At 65.1% G+C, this 14,638-nt stretch carries 16 protein-coding genes; 7 read left to right on the top strand and 9 right to left on the bottom strand.

Annotated features, from left to right (window positions below):
* Positions 1–33: 33 nt before the first annotated feature.
* Together QO014_RS20165 and QO014_RS20160 are read right to left on the bottom strand one after the other, a co-directional pair.
* Positions 34–1,056: an aldo/keto reductase gene (locus QO014_RS20165; RefSeq protein ID WP_266350554.1), complete on the bottom strand. Its 1,023-nt coding sequence runs from the start codon at positions 1,054–1,056 to the stop codon at positions 34–36.
* A gap of 80 nt (positions 1,057–1,136) precedes the next feature.
* Complete coding sequence (locus tag QO014_RS20160) at positions 1,137–1,973, bottom strand: SDR family NAD(P)-dependent oxidoreductase (protein ID WP_266350553.1); 837 nt, start codon at positions 1,971–1,973, stop codon at positions 1,137–1,139.
* 154 nt (positions 1,974–2,127) lie between these two features.
* Between QO014_RS20160 and QO014_RS20155 the strand changes: the two genes are divergently transcribed.
* Positions 2,128–3,039: an AraC family transcriptional regulator gene (locus QO014_RS20155; protein ID WP_266350552.1), complete on the top strand. Its 912-nt coding sequence runs from the start codon at positions 2,128–2,130 to the stop codon at positions 3,037–3,039.
* Between the two features lie 104 nt (positions 3,040–3,143).
* Here the strand turns inward: QO014_RS20155 and QO014_RS20150 are convergent, their stop codons facing one another.
* Both QO014_RS20150 and QO014_RS20145 read right to left on the bottom strand, forming a co-directional pair.
* On the bottom strand, positions 3,144–3,941 hold the full coding sequence (locus QO014_RS20150; protein WP_266350551.1) for a class I SAM-dependent methyltransferase: 798 nt from the start codon (positions 3,939–3,941) through the stop codon (positions 3,144–3,146).
* 205 nt (positions 3,942–4,146) lie between these two features.
* A complete protein-coding gene (locus QO014_RS20145) occupies positions 4,147–5,358 on the bottom strand; it encodes an NADP-dependent isocitrate dehydrogenase (RefSeq protein ID WP_266350550.1) in 1,212 nt (403 codons plus the stop codon).
* Positions 5,359–5,609: 251 nt separating this feature from the next.
* Here QO014_RS20145 and QO014_RS20140 point away from each other — a divergent pair, with 251 nt between their 5' ends.
* The 3 genes from QO014_RS20140 to QO014_RS20130 all read left to right on the top strand — a co-directional run bounded on the left by QO014_RS20140 (position 5,610) and on the right by QO014_RS20130 (position 7,731).
* Positions 5,610–6,737 (top strand): DUF8173 domain-containing protein, encoded by a 1,128-nt coding sequence (locus tag QO014_RS20140; RefSeq protein WP_266350549.1) that lies wholly within the window; start codon positions 5,610–5,612, stop codon positions 6,735–6,737.
* A 184-nt stretch (positions 6,738–6,921) separates the two neighbouring features.
* Entirely contained in the window at positions 6,922–7,170 is a 249-nt protein-coding gene (locus QO014_RS20135) for a hypothetical protein (protein WP_266350548.1), read from the top strand.
* Positions 7,171–7,311: 141 nt separating this feature from the next.
* Positions 7,312–7,731 carry a hypothetical protein gene (locus tag QO014_RS20130; protein ID WP_266350547.1) on the top strand — a complete coding sequence of 140 codons (420 nt, stop codon included), beginning with the start codon at positions 7,312–7,314 and terminating at the stop codon, positions 7,729–7,731.
* Here the strand turns inward: QO014_RS20130 and QO014_RS20125 are convergent.
* Entirely contained in the window at positions 7,676–8,239 is a 564-nt protein-coding gene (locus tag QO014_RS20125; protein ID WP_266350546.1) for an HdeD family acid-resistance protein, read from the bottom strand. The two genes, QO014_RS20130 and QO014_RS20125, sit on opposite strands and share 56 nt — an antisense overlap.
* Positions 8,240–8,433: 194 nt before the next feature.
* On the opposite strand from QO014_RS20125, the gene QO014_RS20120 reads away from it, so the two are divergent.
* Genes QO014_RS20120 through QO014_RS20110 form a run of 3 tightly spaced genes read left to right on the top strand, consistent with a single transcriptional unit; the run spans position 8,434 to position 11,255 of the window.
* Positions 8,434–9,243, top strand: coding sequence for an RNA methyltransferase (locus tag QO014_RS20120; RefSeq protein ID WP_266350545.1), 810 nt, complete (start codon positions 8,434–8,436; stop codon positions 9,241–9,243).
* The gene (murI, locus tag QO014_RS20115) at positions 9,240–10,034 is read left to right on the top strand and encodes a glutamate racemase (protein ID WP_266350544.1); all 795 of its coding nucleotides are present in this window, start codon (positions 9,240–9,242) and stop codon (positions 10,032–10,034) included. Before QO014_RS20120 ends, murI begins: the two co-directional genes overlap by 4 nt.
* Before the next feature lie 21 nt (positions 10,035–10,055).
* Complete coding sequence (locus tag QO014_RS20110; RefSeq protein ID WP_266350543.1) at positions 10,056–11,255, top strand: glycosyltransferase family 87 protein; 1,200 nt, start codon at positions 10,056–10,058, stop codon at positions 11,253–11,255.
* Here the strand turns inward: QO014_RS20110 and QO014_RS20105 are convergent.
* The 4 genes from QO014_RS20105 to QO014_RS20090 are packed head-to-tail and all read right to left on the bottom strand — an operon-like array spanning position 11,230 to position 14,569.
* Entirely contained in the window at positions 11,230–11,667 is a 438-nt protein-coding gene (locus tag QO014_RS20105) for a GtrA family protein (protein ID WP_266350542.1), read from the bottom strand. The two genes, QO014_RS20110 and QO014_RS20105, sit on opposite strands and share 26 nt — an antisense overlap.
* Positions 11,658–12,512, bottom strand: coding sequence for a ChbG/HpnK family deacetylase (locus tag QO014_RS20100; RefSeq protein ID WP_266350541.1), 855 nt, complete (start codon positions 12,510–12,512; stop codon positions 11,658–11,660). Before QO014_RS20100 ends, QO014_RS20105 begins: the two co-directional genes overlap by 10 nt.
* Positions 12,512–13,504 (bottom strand): glycosyltransferase family 2 protein, encoded by a 993-nt coding sequence (locus QO014_RS20095; RefSeq protein ID WP_266350540.1) that lies wholly within the window; start codon positions 13,502–13,504, stop codon positions 12,512–12,514. Before QO014_RS20095 ends, QO014_RS20100 begins: the two co-directional genes overlap by 1 nt.
* A gap of 60 nt (positions 13,505–13,564) precedes the next feature.
* Entirely contained in the window at positions 13,565–14,569 is a 1,005-nt protein-coding gene (locus QO014_RS20090) for an LLM class flavin-dependent oxidoreductase (protein WP_266350539.1), read from the bottom strand.
* Positions 14,570–14,638 lie beyond the last annotated feature (69 nt).

Here is a 14,638-nt window from a genome sequence, read left to right as displayed (position 1 = left end):
TCGATTGCTTCGAAGCGTCAAGTCGCCTGCGGATCAGCCGCGCTTGCGACCTTCGCTCTGCCGCGCCAGCATCCAGCCCGGATATTCCGGCGGCAAGGCGCTGACCGCGTCGAGCCGGGCGAGTTCGTCGGCGGAGAGTTCGATGTCCGTCGCGGCGAGGTTGTCGTCCAGCTGCTCGATCGTCTTCGCACCGATGATGACCGTCGTCACGAAGGGTTGTTTCAGCAGCCAGGCGAGCGCGATCCGCGCCACCGAGGTGCCTTTGGCGTTGGCGATGTCACGCATGACGTCGATCACGTCGAAGGCGCGGTCCTTGTTGACGGGCGGAAAGTCGAAATTCGCGCGGCGGCCACCCTCCGGCGAACTGCCGTCGCGATCATATTTGCCCGAGAGCAGGCCGCCCGCCAACGGGCTCCACACCATCAGGCCAACCTTCTGGTCGAGGAGCATCGGCGCGATGTCGCGTTCGAGGTCGCGACCGGCGATCGTGTAATAGGCCTGCAGTGAGGCGAAGCGGGCCCAGCCATTGTGGTCGGCGATGCCGAGCGCCTTCATGATCTGCCACGAGGCCCAGTTCGAGACGCCGACATAGCGGACATGCCCCTGGCGGACGAGATCGTCGAGGGCGCGGACCGTTTCCTCGATCGGGGTCAGCGGGTCGAAGCCGTGGATCTGGTAGAGATCGATATAGTCGGTACCGAGGCGGGTCAGGCTCGCCTTCACGGCGTCCATGATATGGCCGCGCGAGGCGCCGCGATCGTTCGGGCCGGGTCCGACCGAGCCGAGCGCCTTGGTCGCGAGCACGATGTCGGAGCGCTTCTTGCCCGAATTGACCATGGCACGGCCCGTGACTTCCTCGGAGAGCCCTTCCGAATAGACGTCGGCCGTATCGATGAAGTTGACGCCGGCATCGAGCGCGCGAGCGACGATGGTGTCGGCCGCCGACTGGTCGAGCTCGCCAATCGCGGTCCAGAAGCCACGACCGCCAAAGGTCATGGTGCCGAGGGTGATTTCCGAAACGAGGAGGCCTGTGCCTCCGAGCGTGTTGTAGCGCATGGGAATGTTCCGTTCTGGCTGGGGTGGCGCAGGGCGCCGGGTGGGATGCAGGCGAGCCGACGTCGGCCCGCCTGAAGGTGCTAGAAGGAGCCGTCGGTCTGGGGGGAGAGCGGGCGTGTCGCTTCGAGTTCCGCCGTCAGCCGCGCGATCTTGGCGGCGAACACCTCGGCCGCATCGCTGCCGGCCGCATAGCGGAAGGGCGGCTGTTCCTCTCCAGCGAGCGTGACGATGACGCCGGCGAGCTTGACCGGATCGCCGGCCTGTTGGTGGTTGCGCGCCGCATAGCCGCTACGGATCTGCGCCGAGACTTCGGCATAGTCCGCGATCCCTGCGGTGCTGAGGCGAACCGACGTGTCATCGAGAAAATCGGTGCGGAAGAAGCCGGGCTCGACCACGGTCACGCTGATCCCGAACGGCTCGATTTCCTGGGCGAGCGATTCCGAAAAGCCTTCGATTGCGAACTTGCTGGCGCAATAGAGCGAGCCGCCGAGGCCGCCGCGCAGGCCGGCAATCGACGAGAGATTGAAGATATGGCCCGAACGCTGTTGCCGCATCAGCGGCAGCACGGCGCGGGTCACGTTGAAGAGACCGAACACATTGGTTGCGAATTGCTGTTCGGCATCGCCGGGTGCGGTCTCCTCGAACAGTCCGAGCTGGCCATAGCCGGCATTGTTGACGAGCACGTCGATGCGTCCGAATTTCTCGGCGGCGGCTGCGACCGCCGCCTTGATCTGCGCCTCGGACGTGACGTCGAGGGCGACCGCCAGGAGACGGTCGCCGCCATCCGGGAAAGTCGCCTCGATCCGCGCCGGGTCACGCCCCGTGGCGACGACGCTGTCGCCGGCGGCGAGGGCGGCCCTGGTGATCTCGGCGCCGATGCCGCGCGTCGCTCCGGTAACAAACCAAGTCTTGCTCATGAGAAGCTCCTTCAATGACGCTCTTCAGATGGCGAGCACGGCTTCGCGGCGCTATCCAAAAGCTGCCGGCTTTTTGCACGATCCTCTCAGAGTCTTGATCGCCATGGTCGCATTGCTTGCGCCGGCCGGGTCTCTTTGTGCTATCGGAGCGGATATGGACCAGATGAACGAATTGCGCGGCCTGATCGCACGGCACTGCCAGGTTCCGCGCGTCGAGACGCCGATCCCGCGTGTGACGCTCATGCGCTCGGGCAACATGACGATGCCGTCGCGCGTCCTCTATGAACCGCTCTTCTGCATCGTGGCACAGGGCGCCAAGCGCGTCATCGTCGGCGACAATGTGCTGATTTATGATGCGGCTAAGTATCTGGTCGTCTCGGTCGATCTTCCGGCGAGTGGCGAGATCATCGACGCGAGTCCTGAGGAGCCATATCTCGCCTTCAGCCTGCGTCTCGACCGCGCCATGCTTGCGGCGATGCTGCTGGAACTTGCCGAGATCGAGGATGATGGCGCGCCGGTCGCTGGCATGGCCGTCTCGGCGGTCGATGCCGATTTGCTCGATCCTGTCATCCGCATGTTGAAACTGCTTGATCGGCCGCGCGATCTTCCCGTGCTCGGGCCGATGCTGGAGCGCGAGATCCTCTATCGGCTCTTGTGCGGCGCGCAGGGCCGCATGCTGCGCCAGATCGCGCTGTCCGACAGCCGGCTCTCCTGCATCAGCCGCGTGATCGACTGGATCAAGCACAATTATGCCGAGGCGGCCCGTGTCGAGATGCTGGCCGAAATCGCTGGCATGAGCGCGTCGTCTTTTCATCGTCATTTCAAGGCGGTGACATCGATGAGCCCGCTCCAGTTCCAGAAGCAGATCCGCCTGCAGGAGGCGCGCCGGCTGCTGCTCGCGCGGCCTGCGGACGCCGGGAGCATCGGCTTTGCCGTCGGCTATGAGAGCCAGTCCCAGTTCACGCGCGAATATAACCGCCTCTTCGGCGCGCCGCCCGCCCGTGACGCGGCGCGGCTGCGAGAGCTTTCGATCACCGATCCGCAGCGTATGGCAGAGCCGGTTTAGGGCATCGTCGCCACGAGACCGGTCGCGGACGTCTCAAGCGCCGGCACCTCTCCACGTCGCAATGGGGAGATGCTCAACTTGCCGAGGGCCGAGCCGCACCAGATTCAGGCCGCTTTCCGGCTGATGAACAGGCCGGTTTCCTTGGCGCTTTCGAGTACGCCGCCGCCAGCATCGAATGCTTCGGCCACGGCGCCACGGAACGATTGCAGTTCGGCCTCGCTGGCCCGGTCTCCGGGTGGGAACGACGTCATCGCCAGGATCAGGTCCTCCGGTTCGGTGACGCGCAGATGGGCCGGATGTTCACTTGCCGTGACATTGCCGAAGGCGGCGCGCATCAGTCGCTTCGCGTCGTCAAACCCGAAGGCGGCGGCCGCTGGATCGATCGGCGCGCTGCCGAGCCGGGTCGTCAGCGCGTAGATCTCGCGCATGTTGCCGATCCCGTTCGTCGTAACCGCCAGAAAGCCACCGGGCTTCAGCACGCGCCAGGCCTCGGAGATCGCCGTCATCTGATCGGCGACGTGATAGAGCATGTGCATGGCGATTACGGCGTCGAACGTCTCCGCGGCGAAGGGCAGCGCCGTTGCATCGGCCGTTTCGCCCTCGACGCCGTTGAAGCCCGCTGTCGCACAGCGGGTGACGGCTTCGCCGACCATCCCGGCCGATAGATCGAGCAGCGTCAGGCGGAGTTCGGCTGGTGCGATTGGCTCGGCCGCCGCCCAGAACCAACCGGGCCCGCAGCCGACGTCGAGTACGCGATCCCGGGCACGAAGCGGCAATTGCGAGGCCACCCACTCGAACCAGCCCGTTGCGGCAATCGTATAGTGCGAATTGAGTCGAGCACGCGCGGCAAGCTTGCGGCTATCGGCATATTGCTCGGCATTGCCGGTCGTGATCGACGACATGGTACCGATCCTCTGCCGTTGAAACCTGCCATCAGGCTAGCCTATGCGGCCCGGCCTTTCCAGCCGATCTCCGATCGGCGCCCGTAAACTGCTTGGCTATGCGTAGTCATCTTGCCGAAGATCGGCGCGGAGGCCCGCGCCGATCTCGCTGTCGATCGTTTGAAGAGAGCCACCTGACCGGCGAAAAGCCGCTGGCGGCCTCGGCTTATGCCATCGCCTTGTTCAGGTTTTCGCTGACCTTGTCGAGGAAGCCGGTGGTGGAGAGCCACTTCTGGTCCGGACCGACGAGGAGCGCGAGATCCTTGGTCATGAAGCCGGCTTCGACCGTGTCGACGCAGACCTTCTCGAGCGTCGACGAGAACTTGGCGAGTTCGGCATTGTCATCGAGCTTGGCGCGATGGGCGAGGCCGCGGGTCCAGGCGAAGATCGAGGCGATCGAGTTGGTCGACGTCTCCTTGCCCTTCTGATGCTCGCGGTAATGGCGCGTGACGGTGCCGTGCGCGGCCTCGGCCTCGACGGTCTTGCCATCGGGCGTCAGGAGCACGGAGGTCATCAGGCCGAGCGAGCCGAAGCCCTGCGCGACCGTGTCGGACTGGACGTCGCCATCATAGTTCTTGCACGCCCAGACATAGCCGCCGGACCACTTGAGCGCAGACGCGACCATGTCGTCGATCAGGCGATGCTCATAGGTGATGCCGGCTGCCTTGAAGGCGGCGGCGAATTCGGCATCGAACACTTCCTGGAACAGGTCCTTGAAGCGGCCGTCATAGGCCTTGAGGATCGTGTTCTTGGTCGAGAGGTAGACCGGATATTTGCGCATCAGGCCGTAATTCAGCGAGGCGCGGGCGAATTCGCGGATCGATTCGTCGAGGTTGTACATCGCCATGGCGACGCCAGCGCCCGGGAACTTGAAGACTTCCTTCTCGATGACGGTGCCGTCCTCGCCCTCGAACTTGACCGTCAGGCGGCCCTTGCCGGGAACCTTGAAATCGGTCGCCTTGTACTGGTCGCCGAAGGCGTGACGGCCGACGATGATCGGCTGCGTCCAGCCGGGCACCAGGCGCGGCACGTTCTGGCAGATGATCGGCTCGCGGAAGATCACGCCGCCGAGGATGTTGCGGATCGTGCCGTTCGGCGACTTCCACATTTCCTTCAGGTTGAATTCCTTCACGCGGGCTTCGTCCGGCGTGATCGTGGCGCATTTGACGCCGACGCCGACCTTCTTGATCGCTTCGGCGGCGTCGATCGTCACCTGATCGTTGGTCGCGTCGCGATGTTCGATGCCGAGGTCGTAATACTGCAGGTCGAGATCGAGATAGGGATGGATCAGCTTGTCTTTGATATTCTGCCAGATGATCCGGGTCATCTCATCGCCGTCGAGCTCAACGACGGGATTGGCTACCTTGATCTTCGCCATGGAGAAATTGCCTCGCCTTGGGGTTGGGAGCGCTCGGCCGGGGCGGTGGAGGCCGCGTGGTGGAGCGCGAGTGAAAAGTCGCTGTTGCTATAGCATCGGGGCTAGAGGGCGGAAAGTCGTCAGAGCGGCGTTTGACGCGCATCAATTCCTGCGCCCGGTAATGCGTCATGATGGTTGCCGATAGAGCGCGGGTATTGTTGCACAGCCCGTGATCCACTTCCTGCTCGCCTGTGCCAGCCAGAGAGGTCATCATGGCCCGCTTCTTCAAGCTCGCCGCCCGCGCGGCATTCGTTCTCCTTCTGCTCGGCGGCGCCGCGTCGGCCGACGATGATGGCGGGAGCCATCGCTTCGGCAACAGTCTCTTCACGACTGGCATGGATGTGCGCGTTGGCCAGCCGGGGTTGCGGGGCCTGTTCGCCGCAGGCGAGACGGTGGCCATCGACAGCGATATTTCGGGAACCGCCCATGCGGCGGGACGCAATGTCCGTTTCGACGCAGCGGTCGGCGGGGACGCTTACGCCATCGGCTATTCGGTCAGCTTCGACGCACCGGTCACCGGGGATGTGACGGCTGCCGGATATGCGGTCAATGTCGGTGCGAAAGGCTCGATCGGCGGCGAGGCGATACTGGGCGCCCGCTATGTCAACATTGATGGCCCGATCGCCGGCAATGCGCTGCTGACGGGTGATGTCGTCGAGATCGGTGCGCCGATCTCCGGCTCGGCCGAAATCCGGGCGCGCGAGATTCGGTTCGGGCCCGGCGCCCATATTGGCGGAAACCTCACCTATTGGAGTGACCGGGCGCTGAATATCCCGGCCGAGGTCATCGCGCCCGAGAAGGTGACGGCCAATATCGTCGCTCCACCGCCGGTGCCGCCTGGCATGACACACTTCATCGGCGGCGCGCTCATGTTCCTCGCCGTGCTGCTCGTCGCCGGCGTGCTGCTGGTCTGGATCCTGATGCCGGTGCTGGCCGATGCGCGCGGTGTTCTGACCAACCGTCCATGGCGCACCTTCTTCGCCGGGATCATCACCTTGTCGGCGCTGTTCGGTTCGGTCTTCGTGCTGTCGATTTCGCTGATCGGCATACCGCTGGTCCCGGTGATCATCCTGTTGATCCCGTTCCTGCTGATCGCCGGCTACCTGACCAGCGCCTATGTGGTCGGCGGTGCACTGCTCGACCGCGTCACGGGCCGCATTTCGGCCAGTCGCTGGGCTGCCATCGGGGCCATCCTCGTCGGCCTGGTCGTCCTGTCGATTCTCCACGCCATACCGATCTTCGGCTGGGTCGTCGGCGTGGTGGCGACACTGCTTGGTCTCGGCGCTCTGGCGCAGCGCGCCCTGACGGGTCGTCCGTCGGCGGTTGCAGGGCCGCTCTGAGACCGGAGCCCCGACCGAATTCGCAGAGTGGCCGACGGTCTCGCCGGCCGTGGTCTGACGTAACGACACGATAAGTCAGCGAGACGCGAAAAGAATCGGAACCCTGTCGCGCCATAGCGGTTGCCTCATCAGTCGTTGCTGCACTGCGGCAACAAATGTCGGTGCAGGCGAACGGAGACAGGCCATGCTGAAAGCCATTCCGGAAAACATGGACGAACTCATGGTGCGCGGTGGCGTCGCGCTCCTGGTCGGGCTGATCATCTGGTCGGCGCTTGTCGTGGCCATCAGCCTCGCAGCGCTGGCTGGCTATTCACTCTCGAATGCCCAGGCTTTCATTTGGGCGCATGATTGCGCGGCGGTTCTGGCTCTGGGCGTTCTCGCGCTCGGCCTTGCCGAGCGACAGGTCGCGGCCCTTCAGGATGCTCCCGACTGATCCGGCGGTCCATTCGACGGGGGATGCGCCATGAAGCGCGTGCTGCGCCGGGCAGCTATCGGCCTTCTCGTCGCGTCCGCGGCCACTCTCAACGGGTGCACGACATCGGAACGCACGGTGATAGCGGCGCGGAGCTCCATCGTGGGGCTCAGCCAAGCCGATATCCGCATGTGCGCCGGTTTCCCGCAGCGGACATCACGCGAGAGCGATGGCAGCGAGATCTGGAGCTATGAAACGGCGGTGTCGAGCGGTGGCGTGACGGTCAATGCGCCGGTCCTGTTCGGGGCGGCGAGCACGTCCGTCTCGATGAAGCCCGGCGGCGGCAATTGCCGCGCGCAGATCCGCTTCGTCGATGGACGCGCCGTGCGGCTCACTTATGCCGGCGACAATGACACGTCCTATGGCCGCAACACGGTCTGCGCACCGATCGTCGCGGCCTGTGTCGATTATGCCCGGGAGATCGCGCCGGCGCCTGCGATGTCCGCCGCGCCGGCGTCGATCAGTGTCAGGACGCCAGACGCCGCGCCGCCAGACCCAGGGCGATATAGCTCCAGCCCGTGAAGATCAGCGAGACGCCAGCGAGCGTGCCGGGAACCCAGAGGCCCGAGAACGGGTAGTTGGAGAGGATCATGACGCCGACCAGCAGCGCGATGATGCCCGCAGCCAGGATCCAGCCCCAGCCGTCCTGCGGGCGCAGGCGGAAGCCGAGCACGATCTGGAAGATGCCCTTGGCGATGAACACGGCCGCGATCACGAGCGTGAGCGCGAAGCTGCCGGAGACCGGCGAAGAGTAGATCGCGATGCCGCCGATCAGGACGATCACGCCGATCAGCAACTGCCAGATGAAGCCCGACCAGCTCTGGACGCGGAAGGCCTGGAAGATCTGGATGACGCCGGCGATGACGAGGATGGCGGCGAGGAAGATGCCGACGGCGAGACTGGAAACGAGCGGCATCATGATGGCGAAGATGCCGCCAATCAGGAACACCACGCCGAGCGCGATGAACCAGCCCCATTTCTGCAGGACCGTCGCCGAAATGCTCTTGTCCGAGACGATGACCGTCGGCATTGCCGTACCCCCAAAATAGCGCCCGAATCTGGCGCGGATGCTGCCATTCTACAACCATATTGCCGATATCGGAATGCGATGTGGAAGCGCCGAATCGGGCGCCCATCGCCTTGGGGGTTCGGACGTCTCTGGCGAGGGGCGATGCTATGCGTTAGGACAGCGCCACCCACGTTTTCGATCCCTTTGCGAGATCCATGTCAGATTCCGAACTCCTGATCGACGGACCTGCGATCATCCTCGTCGAGCCGCAACTCGGCGAGAATATCGGCACCGCCGCCCGCGCCATGGCGAATTTCGGCCTTCGCGACCTGCGTGTCGTGAACCCGCGCGACGGCTGGCCGAGCGAGAGCGCGCGCCGTGCCGCGAGCCGGGCCGACCATGTGTTCGACCGTATCCGCCTGTTCGGCACCGTCGAGGAGGCCGTGGCCGATCTCGGCTATGTGGCCGCGACGACCGCCCGCCCGCGCGAACTCGCCAAGACGGTTCGTGGTCCGGCTTCGGCGGCCGAGATGATGCGCGGCCGGATGATGGAGGGCGTGCGGACCGGTGTCTTGTTCGGACGCGAGCGGATCGGACTGACGAACGAGGAGATTTCGCTCGCCGACGAGATCGTAACGCTGCCGATCGATCCGCAATTCGCCTCGCTCAACATCGCGCAGGCCGTGCTGATCGTCGCTTATGAATGGCGGCGGAGCGGGCTGGAGAGCGAAGAGGCTGGGCTGCGCTTCACGACGCCGAACGACAGCCGCCCGGCGACCAAGGAAGAGCTGATCGGCCTGTTCGAGCATCTGGAAGGCGCGCTCGATGCCGTGACCTTCTTCCGTCCGGTCGAGAAGCGGCCGGTGGTCGTCCATACGCTGCGCGCCATGCTGCAGAAGGCGCAGTTCACCGAGAAGGACATCCGCACCCTGCGCGGCGTCATCGCGGCGCTCGAAAATCGTCCGACACGCCCCCGCCGGCGCGCCGACGGGACGGAGACGACCAGCCGCGAGGCCGACGATTGAGCATCCGGCTGCTGGTCTTCGATTCCGGGATAGGCGGTCTCTCCGTATTGCGCGAGATCCGCCGCAATCTGCCCTCGGCGGAGATCGCCTATGTCGCCGACGATGCCGCCTTTCCCTATGGCGATTGGGAGGCCGGACCGCTGCTCGAACATATCGTGGCGCTGATCGGCCGGTTGATCGCGCGGTTCCAGCCCGATGCTGTCGTCATCGCCTGCAACACGGCGTCCACGCTGGTGCTTCCCGCGCTGCGCGCTGCCCATCCCATTCCCTTCATCGGCACCGTGCCGGCGATCAAGCCGGCCACCGAGCGTACGAAGAGCGGCGTCATCGGTGTTCTCGCGACGCCCGGCACGATGAAGCGCGACTATACGCGCGAACTCATCCGCTCCTTCGCGCAGCGCTGCCATGTCCGCCTCGTCGGCTCGTCGGAACTCGCCCCGCTGGCGGAACGCGTCATGGCTGGTGAGGACGTGCCGGACGAGGCGATCCGAACCGAGATCGAACCGGCCTTCATCGAGGTCGATGGACGCAGAACCGATGTTGTCGTTCTGGCCTGCACGCATTATCCCTTTCTCCTCGAGCGGTTCGACCGGCTCGCGCCCTGGCCGGTGGCCTGGGTCGATCCGGCCGAAGCGATCGCGCGCCGTGTCCTTTCCGTGCTCGGCCGGGAGCCCGATCCCGAGGGAACGCCACTGAACAAGGGTGGTGCGTACCTAACTTCGGCAAAAGACTGGTCCCATAATCTCACCGGCTTGTTGGCGCAGTGCGGCCTCGAGCCGCGCGCCGGATAATCGGCAGGAAATGGAATTTCGATGTCGAATGTGAATATCGCGACCGCAGGCGCAGGGTCGCGCGATCCGCTGGATCGACTCCTTCCTGTCGCCGGGGTCGTCGGACTGGCGCTCTTCGTTCTGTTCAATCTCGTTGTCGTGGTGCTGGTCCTGCGCGATCCGTCCGCGAGCAGCGTCGTTCCGGTCTATCGCAATGGTGCGCTCGGCTGGTGGCGCGGCGAGGACATTTTCGGCGCCGGCCGCGAGGGCTTCCTCTATCTGCCGAGCTTTGCGGTGCTCTATACGCCGTTCGCGCTGCTGGGGCCGAATGTCGGCGATGCGCTCTGGCGGGTTGTCTCGGTCGTGCTTCTGGCCTTTGCATTGTGGCGCGCCAGCATCCTGGCCATGCCCTCCATGCCGGCGCGCGACCGGCTGCTGGTCTTCGGCGCGGCGCTGCTGTTCCTGATGCCGAGCGCGTTCAGCGCACTCCGGAACGGCCAGGCGACGACCATCCTGACGGCGCTCATGCTGCTCAGCGCGCTTTCGATCGCCGAGAGGCGCTGGTGGCTCGCCGCACTGCTGCTCGGGCTCGCCTTTGCGATCAAGCCGCTCGCCTTCGTCATGATGCTGCTGGTCGGGGTGCTTTATCCCAAGCTTGGCTGGCGCTTGCTGGTCGTTACGATCGGCGTGCTGCTGCTGCCGCTGGTCAATCCGGATCCCGTCGTGGCCTTCCACCTCTACGGGCTGGGCATCCAGAAGATCATGGTGGCCGGCGATCCGGGCGAGGGCGCATGGGCCGACATCACCGGCCTTCTCCACAGCCTCGGCATCTGGCTTTCGGACCCCGTCCTGACCGCGATCCGGATCGTGATCGCCGCCGTCGTGCTGGGGCTCGCCTACATCACGAAGCGCCGTCGTGACGGCCTCGATGCGGCGATCGACATATTCGCGCTCTCGGTCGTCTATCTGATGCTGATGAACCCGCGCACCGAGGCCAACACCTACATCATGTTCGGTTCGGTGCTCGCGGTTTACGCCAGCATCGTCTGGAACAGGGACCGCCTTGCGGGGCCGACCTGGTTCCTGGGCGCGATCGCCTTTGGCTTCCTCGTGCAGGCGCTCACGTTCAAGCTGACGAATCTCTGGCTGCAGCCGCTGCTCTGCCTCGCCTTCCTGCCCTTCCTGGTGTGGCGCTGCCTGGCAGCGCCGCAGGCGGCTACGACTTCGGCCCGGACGCGCTGACCGCCGAGCGGGGCTTGCGGAAGGCGATCAGGCGGTAGCCGAAATAGGAGAAAAACATGGCGATCGCCGTGGCGATGACCAGCGCCTCGATCAGCGGCATGGTCGGCCACACGATCAGCAATCCCGCATAGATCGCATAGTTGATCGAGACCGAGAGCCAGGCGACGGCGGCGTAGCGCAGGAACTCGCCGAGGCGCGGCGGCCCGGGCATGGGGAAGGTCCATGTGCGGTTGATCAGCCAGCCGACGACCATGGCGCAGGCGATGGCGAAGGGCCGTGCCGCAAAAGGGTTGGCGCCGAAATGGACGAGCAGCATGAGAATGCCCGCATCGACCAGAAAGGCGCTGCCACCCGCCACGAGGAAGCCGGCGAGATGGTGCAATTGCTGCCTGCGGCGAGGGCTCACGGCCATAACCATTCGATCCGTCCGTCCGTGTTGCGCCTCGGCCGCGTGATCAGCCGGTCCAGATCGGGATAGGTCATCAATGCGCCGAGCTCGTCAAGACGCCGGTCGAAGAGCGGGTCCAGCGCCGCAAGCTGCTGGTCGGGATAGCCGGGGTGGCACATGACGATCTGTCGTGGTCCCGGCGCCTTCAGAAAGGTCGTCAGCTCGTCAGCGAAGGCGCGCTCGCGATCAAACGCCGAAAATCCCGAAAAGCCCTCATTGGTCGCAATGCCATGGCGATGCGCGTCGGCACCGAAGCCGCGGGCGAGCAGGGTGACGAGCAGCGCCTTTCGCCCTGCACCGCGCCGCGCCGCGATTCGCCGAACAGTGTCGCCGGGATTGCGAAGCAGGGGCGTGTGGCCGGGATAGCGCCGGGACAATGCGTCGAGCAGGGCGGCACGGACTTTCGGCAGGACCTGAACATGGTGGTGGCCATCGACGAAATCGGGCGGCATGTTCGCCACGGTCTCGAACTGGTCGAGCTGACGGCTGATTTCCGCGCTGATTTCGGGCGCCGCAAGGCGGCCGGTGAAGGCCAGCCGCATCAGCGCCTGCAGGCCCGGAAACGGTCCATCGGGCGCCAAAGTCGGCATGGGGCCGAGCGGTCCACCTGTGGTCAGATTGAGATGAAGGCCGATCGCGGCTTTGGACCGCAATTCAGGCAACGCGGTCCGCTGCGCGGCCCAATCGGGCTCCGTCACCATCGCGCCCGTGGCCGACAGACGCCCCGCTCGGATCAATTCCGCGATGCCGCGCGATACGCCCGGCGAAAGCGCGAAATCATCGGCGCAGAGCAGCACCCTGTCCGCCATCAGTCCCTTTGCTCCGCCGACGCGATGCGGGTCTCCGGCGAGGCGGGGCGGGGACTGCCGCCGCCGATCGTCTCGTCGACGATGAAGAGCGGCCGGCCCTTCACCTCCTCGTAGATCCGCGCAACATACTCGCCGAGCACGCCCAGCGAGATGAGCTGCACGCCCGCGAAGAACATGATCGACACGACCAGCGTCGGGAAGCCCGGAACGTCGGGACCGTTGACGATCGTGTCGATGATGAAGGCGAGGCCGTAGAGCAGGGCGAAGACCGAGATGACGAGGCCGAGATAGGACCAGACCTTCAACGGGATCGTCGAGAACGACACGAGGCCGTCGATCGCGAAGCGCGCGAGCGAGACGAAGCCGAATTTCGAATCTCCGGCTTCGCGCCGGCCGACATCGAACGGCACGACGGTCGATTTGAAGCCGATCCAGGCATAGAGGCCCTTGCTGAACCGCGCGCGCTCGCCGAGCGCGTTCATCGCGTCGACCGCCTTGCGGTCCATCAGCAGGAAATCGACGGCGCCGGACGGAATGCTCGGCTTGGCGATCGCCGTGAAGACACGATGGAACGCCTTCGAATAGAGGCGGCGAAGCGCCGATTGCTGCTCGCTGTCGGTCCTTCGGCCGAAGACGATCTTGTAGCCGGCACGCCAGTTCTCGACGAAGCTGGGCAGGACCGCCGGGGGATGCTCGAGATCGCCATCCATGAGGATGATCGCGTCGCCCCCCGCATTGCGCAGACCGGCGGCGATCGCGACCTCCTTGCCGAAATTGCGGCTCAGCGCCAGGCCGCGAAAGCGCGGATCGCCCGCGTTCAGGACATGGATGATGTCCCGCGTTTCGTCTTTCGAGCCGTCATCGACGAACAGGACCGTCCATTCGATGCGGTCAATATGTTCCAGCACGGCCTTGAGTTCGGCCGCGAAACGATGGAGCCCGGCCTCCTCGTTGAAGACCGGTACGATGACGGTAAGCTGATCGGCAGACATGGGCGCTTCTTGGCAAGACGATGTCCCCATTTCGCGCCTGATCAGGGCCGTATGATGGCTTCAGCCGGCCCGGGCCGCATCCTTTATGATCTCGAACGAGCGTAGCCGGTCGGCATGCTCGTAAAAGTCGGATGTGATGATCAGTTCGTTCGCGCCGGTCTTGTCCAGGAAGGCCTGCAGTCCCGATTTGACCGTTTCGGGTCCGCCGATGACGGCAATACCGAGATGGGAGGCGACATACGCCTTCTCGCGTTCGTCCCAGAGCCCGTCCATGCTGTCCACCGGCGGCACCAGCACGGTCGGCTGGCCACGGACGAGATTGACCAGGCGCTGATAGGTGGTCGTCGCCAGATATTGTGCCTTCTCGTCGGTGTCCGCCGCGATCACCGGCAGGCCGACCATGATGTAGGGCTTGTCCAGATATTCCGACGGCCTGAAGAAATGGTGGTGAACTTCGATCGCCTCGAGCAGCCGCTGCGGCGCGAAATGGCTGGCAAATGCGAAGGGCAGGCCGAGCATGGCGGAAAGCTGCGCGCTGAAGGTCGATGAGCCGAGCAGCCAGACCGGCACGTTGGAACCCGAACCCGGCACGGCCCGAACCTTCTGGCCTTCGCCGGCCGGGGCGAGCAGGGCGAGCAGTTCCTGCACATTGCGCGGGAACGAGTTCTCGTCGTCGGCGAGATCGCGGCGCAGTGCGCGCGTGGTCAGCATGTCGGTCCCCGGCGCACGGCCGAGCCCGAGATCGATTCGCCCGGGATAGAGCGCCTCCAGTGTGCCGAACTGTTCCGCGATGACGATCGGCGCGTGGTTCGGCAGCATCACTCCGCCGGAGCCGACGCGAATGGTCGACGTGCCGCCCGCGACATGGCCGATCAGTACGGAGGTCGCGGAACTCGCAATGCCGGGCATGTTGTGATGCTCGGCGAGCCAGAAGCGATTATAGCCGAGCTTTTCCACATGGCGGGCGAGATCGAGCGTGTCGGCGAGCGCGGCCGATATGGTGCCGCCCTGGCGGACTGGCGCGAGGTCGAGGACCGAGAGCGGCGTATCGGCGAGATTGGGCATGGGGAGATTTCCGGATCTGCGAATGTCATCGCCATGTGGGGTTGCGGCGGACCATCGAAAAGGGGCTTC

This window comes from Kaistia dalseonensis (genome assembly GCF_030814715.1).
GTDB classification, from domain to species: domain Bacteria; phylum Pseudomonadota; class Alphaproteobacteria; order Rhizobiales; family Kaistiaceae; genus Kaistia; species Kaistia dalseonensis.
Note: the sequence above shows the minus strand (reverse complement) of the source record. Positions and strands in the feature narration are given on the sequence as shown.

What these genes read in the sequence shown, in the direction of transcription:
- QO014_RS20120 (WP_266350545.1), top strand. Translation starts at nt 8,434, where the DNA reads ATGTCAGATTCCGAACTCCTGATCGACGGACCTGCGATCATCCTCGTC.
- QO014_RS20160 (WP_266350553.1), bottom strand. Translation starts at nt 1,973, where the DNA reads ATGAGCAAGACTTGGTTTGTTACCGGAGCGACGCGCGGCATCGGCGCC.
- QO014_RS20155 (WP_266350552.1), top strand. Translation starts at nt 2,128, where the DNA reads ATGGACCAGATGAACGAATTGCGCGGCCTGATCGCACGGCACTGCCAG.
- QO014_RS20125 (WP_266350546.1), bottom strand. Translation starts at nt 8,239, where the DNA reads ATGCCGACGGTCATCGTCTCGGACAAGAGCATTTCGGCGACGGTCCTG.
- QO014_RS20135 (WP_266350548.1), top strand. Translation starts at nt 6,922, where the DNA reads ATGCTGAAAGCCATTCCGGAAAACATGGACGAACTCATGGTGCGCGGT.
- QO014_RS20095 (WP_266350540.1), bottom strand. Translation starts at nt 13,504, where the DNA reads ATGTCTGCCGATCAGCTTACCGTCATCGTACCGGTCTTCAACGAGGAG.
- QO014_RS20110 (WP_266350543.1), top strand. Translation starts at nt 10,056, where the DNA reads ATGTCGAATGTGAATATCGCGACCGCAGGCGCAGGGTCGCGCGATCCG.
- QO014_RS20100 (WP_266350541.1), bottom strand. Translation starts at nt 12,512, where the DNA reads ATGGCGGACAGGGTGCTGCTCTGCGCCGATGATTTCGCGCTTTCGCCG.
- QO014_RS20145 (WP_266350550.1), bottom strand. Translation starts at nt 5,358, where the DNA reads ATGGCGAAGATCAAGGTAGCCAATCCCGTCGTTGAGCTCGACGGCGAT.
- QO014_RS20150 (WP_266350551.1), bottom strand. Translation starts at nt 3,941, where the DNA reads ATGTCGTCGATCACGACCGGCAATGCCGAGCAATATGCCGATAGCCGC.
- QO014_RS20105 (WP_266350542.1), bottom strand. Translation starts at nt 11,667, where the DNA reads ATGGCCGTGAGCCCTCGCCGCAGGCAGCAATTGCACCATCTCGCCGGC.
- QO014_RS20165 (WP_266350554.1), bottom strand. Translation starts at nt 1,056, where the DNA reads ATGCGCTACAACACGCTCGGAGGCACAGGCCTCCTCGTTTCGGAAATC.
- QO014_RS20090 (WP_266350539.1), bottom strand. Translation starts at nt 14,569, where the DNA reads ATGCCCAATCTCGCCGATACGCCGCTCTCGGTCCTCGACCTCGCGCCA.
- QO014_RS20140 (WP_266350549.1), top strand. Translation starts at nt 5,610, where the DNA reads ATGGCCCGCTTCTTCAAGCTCGCCGCCCGCGCGGCATTCGTTCTCCTT.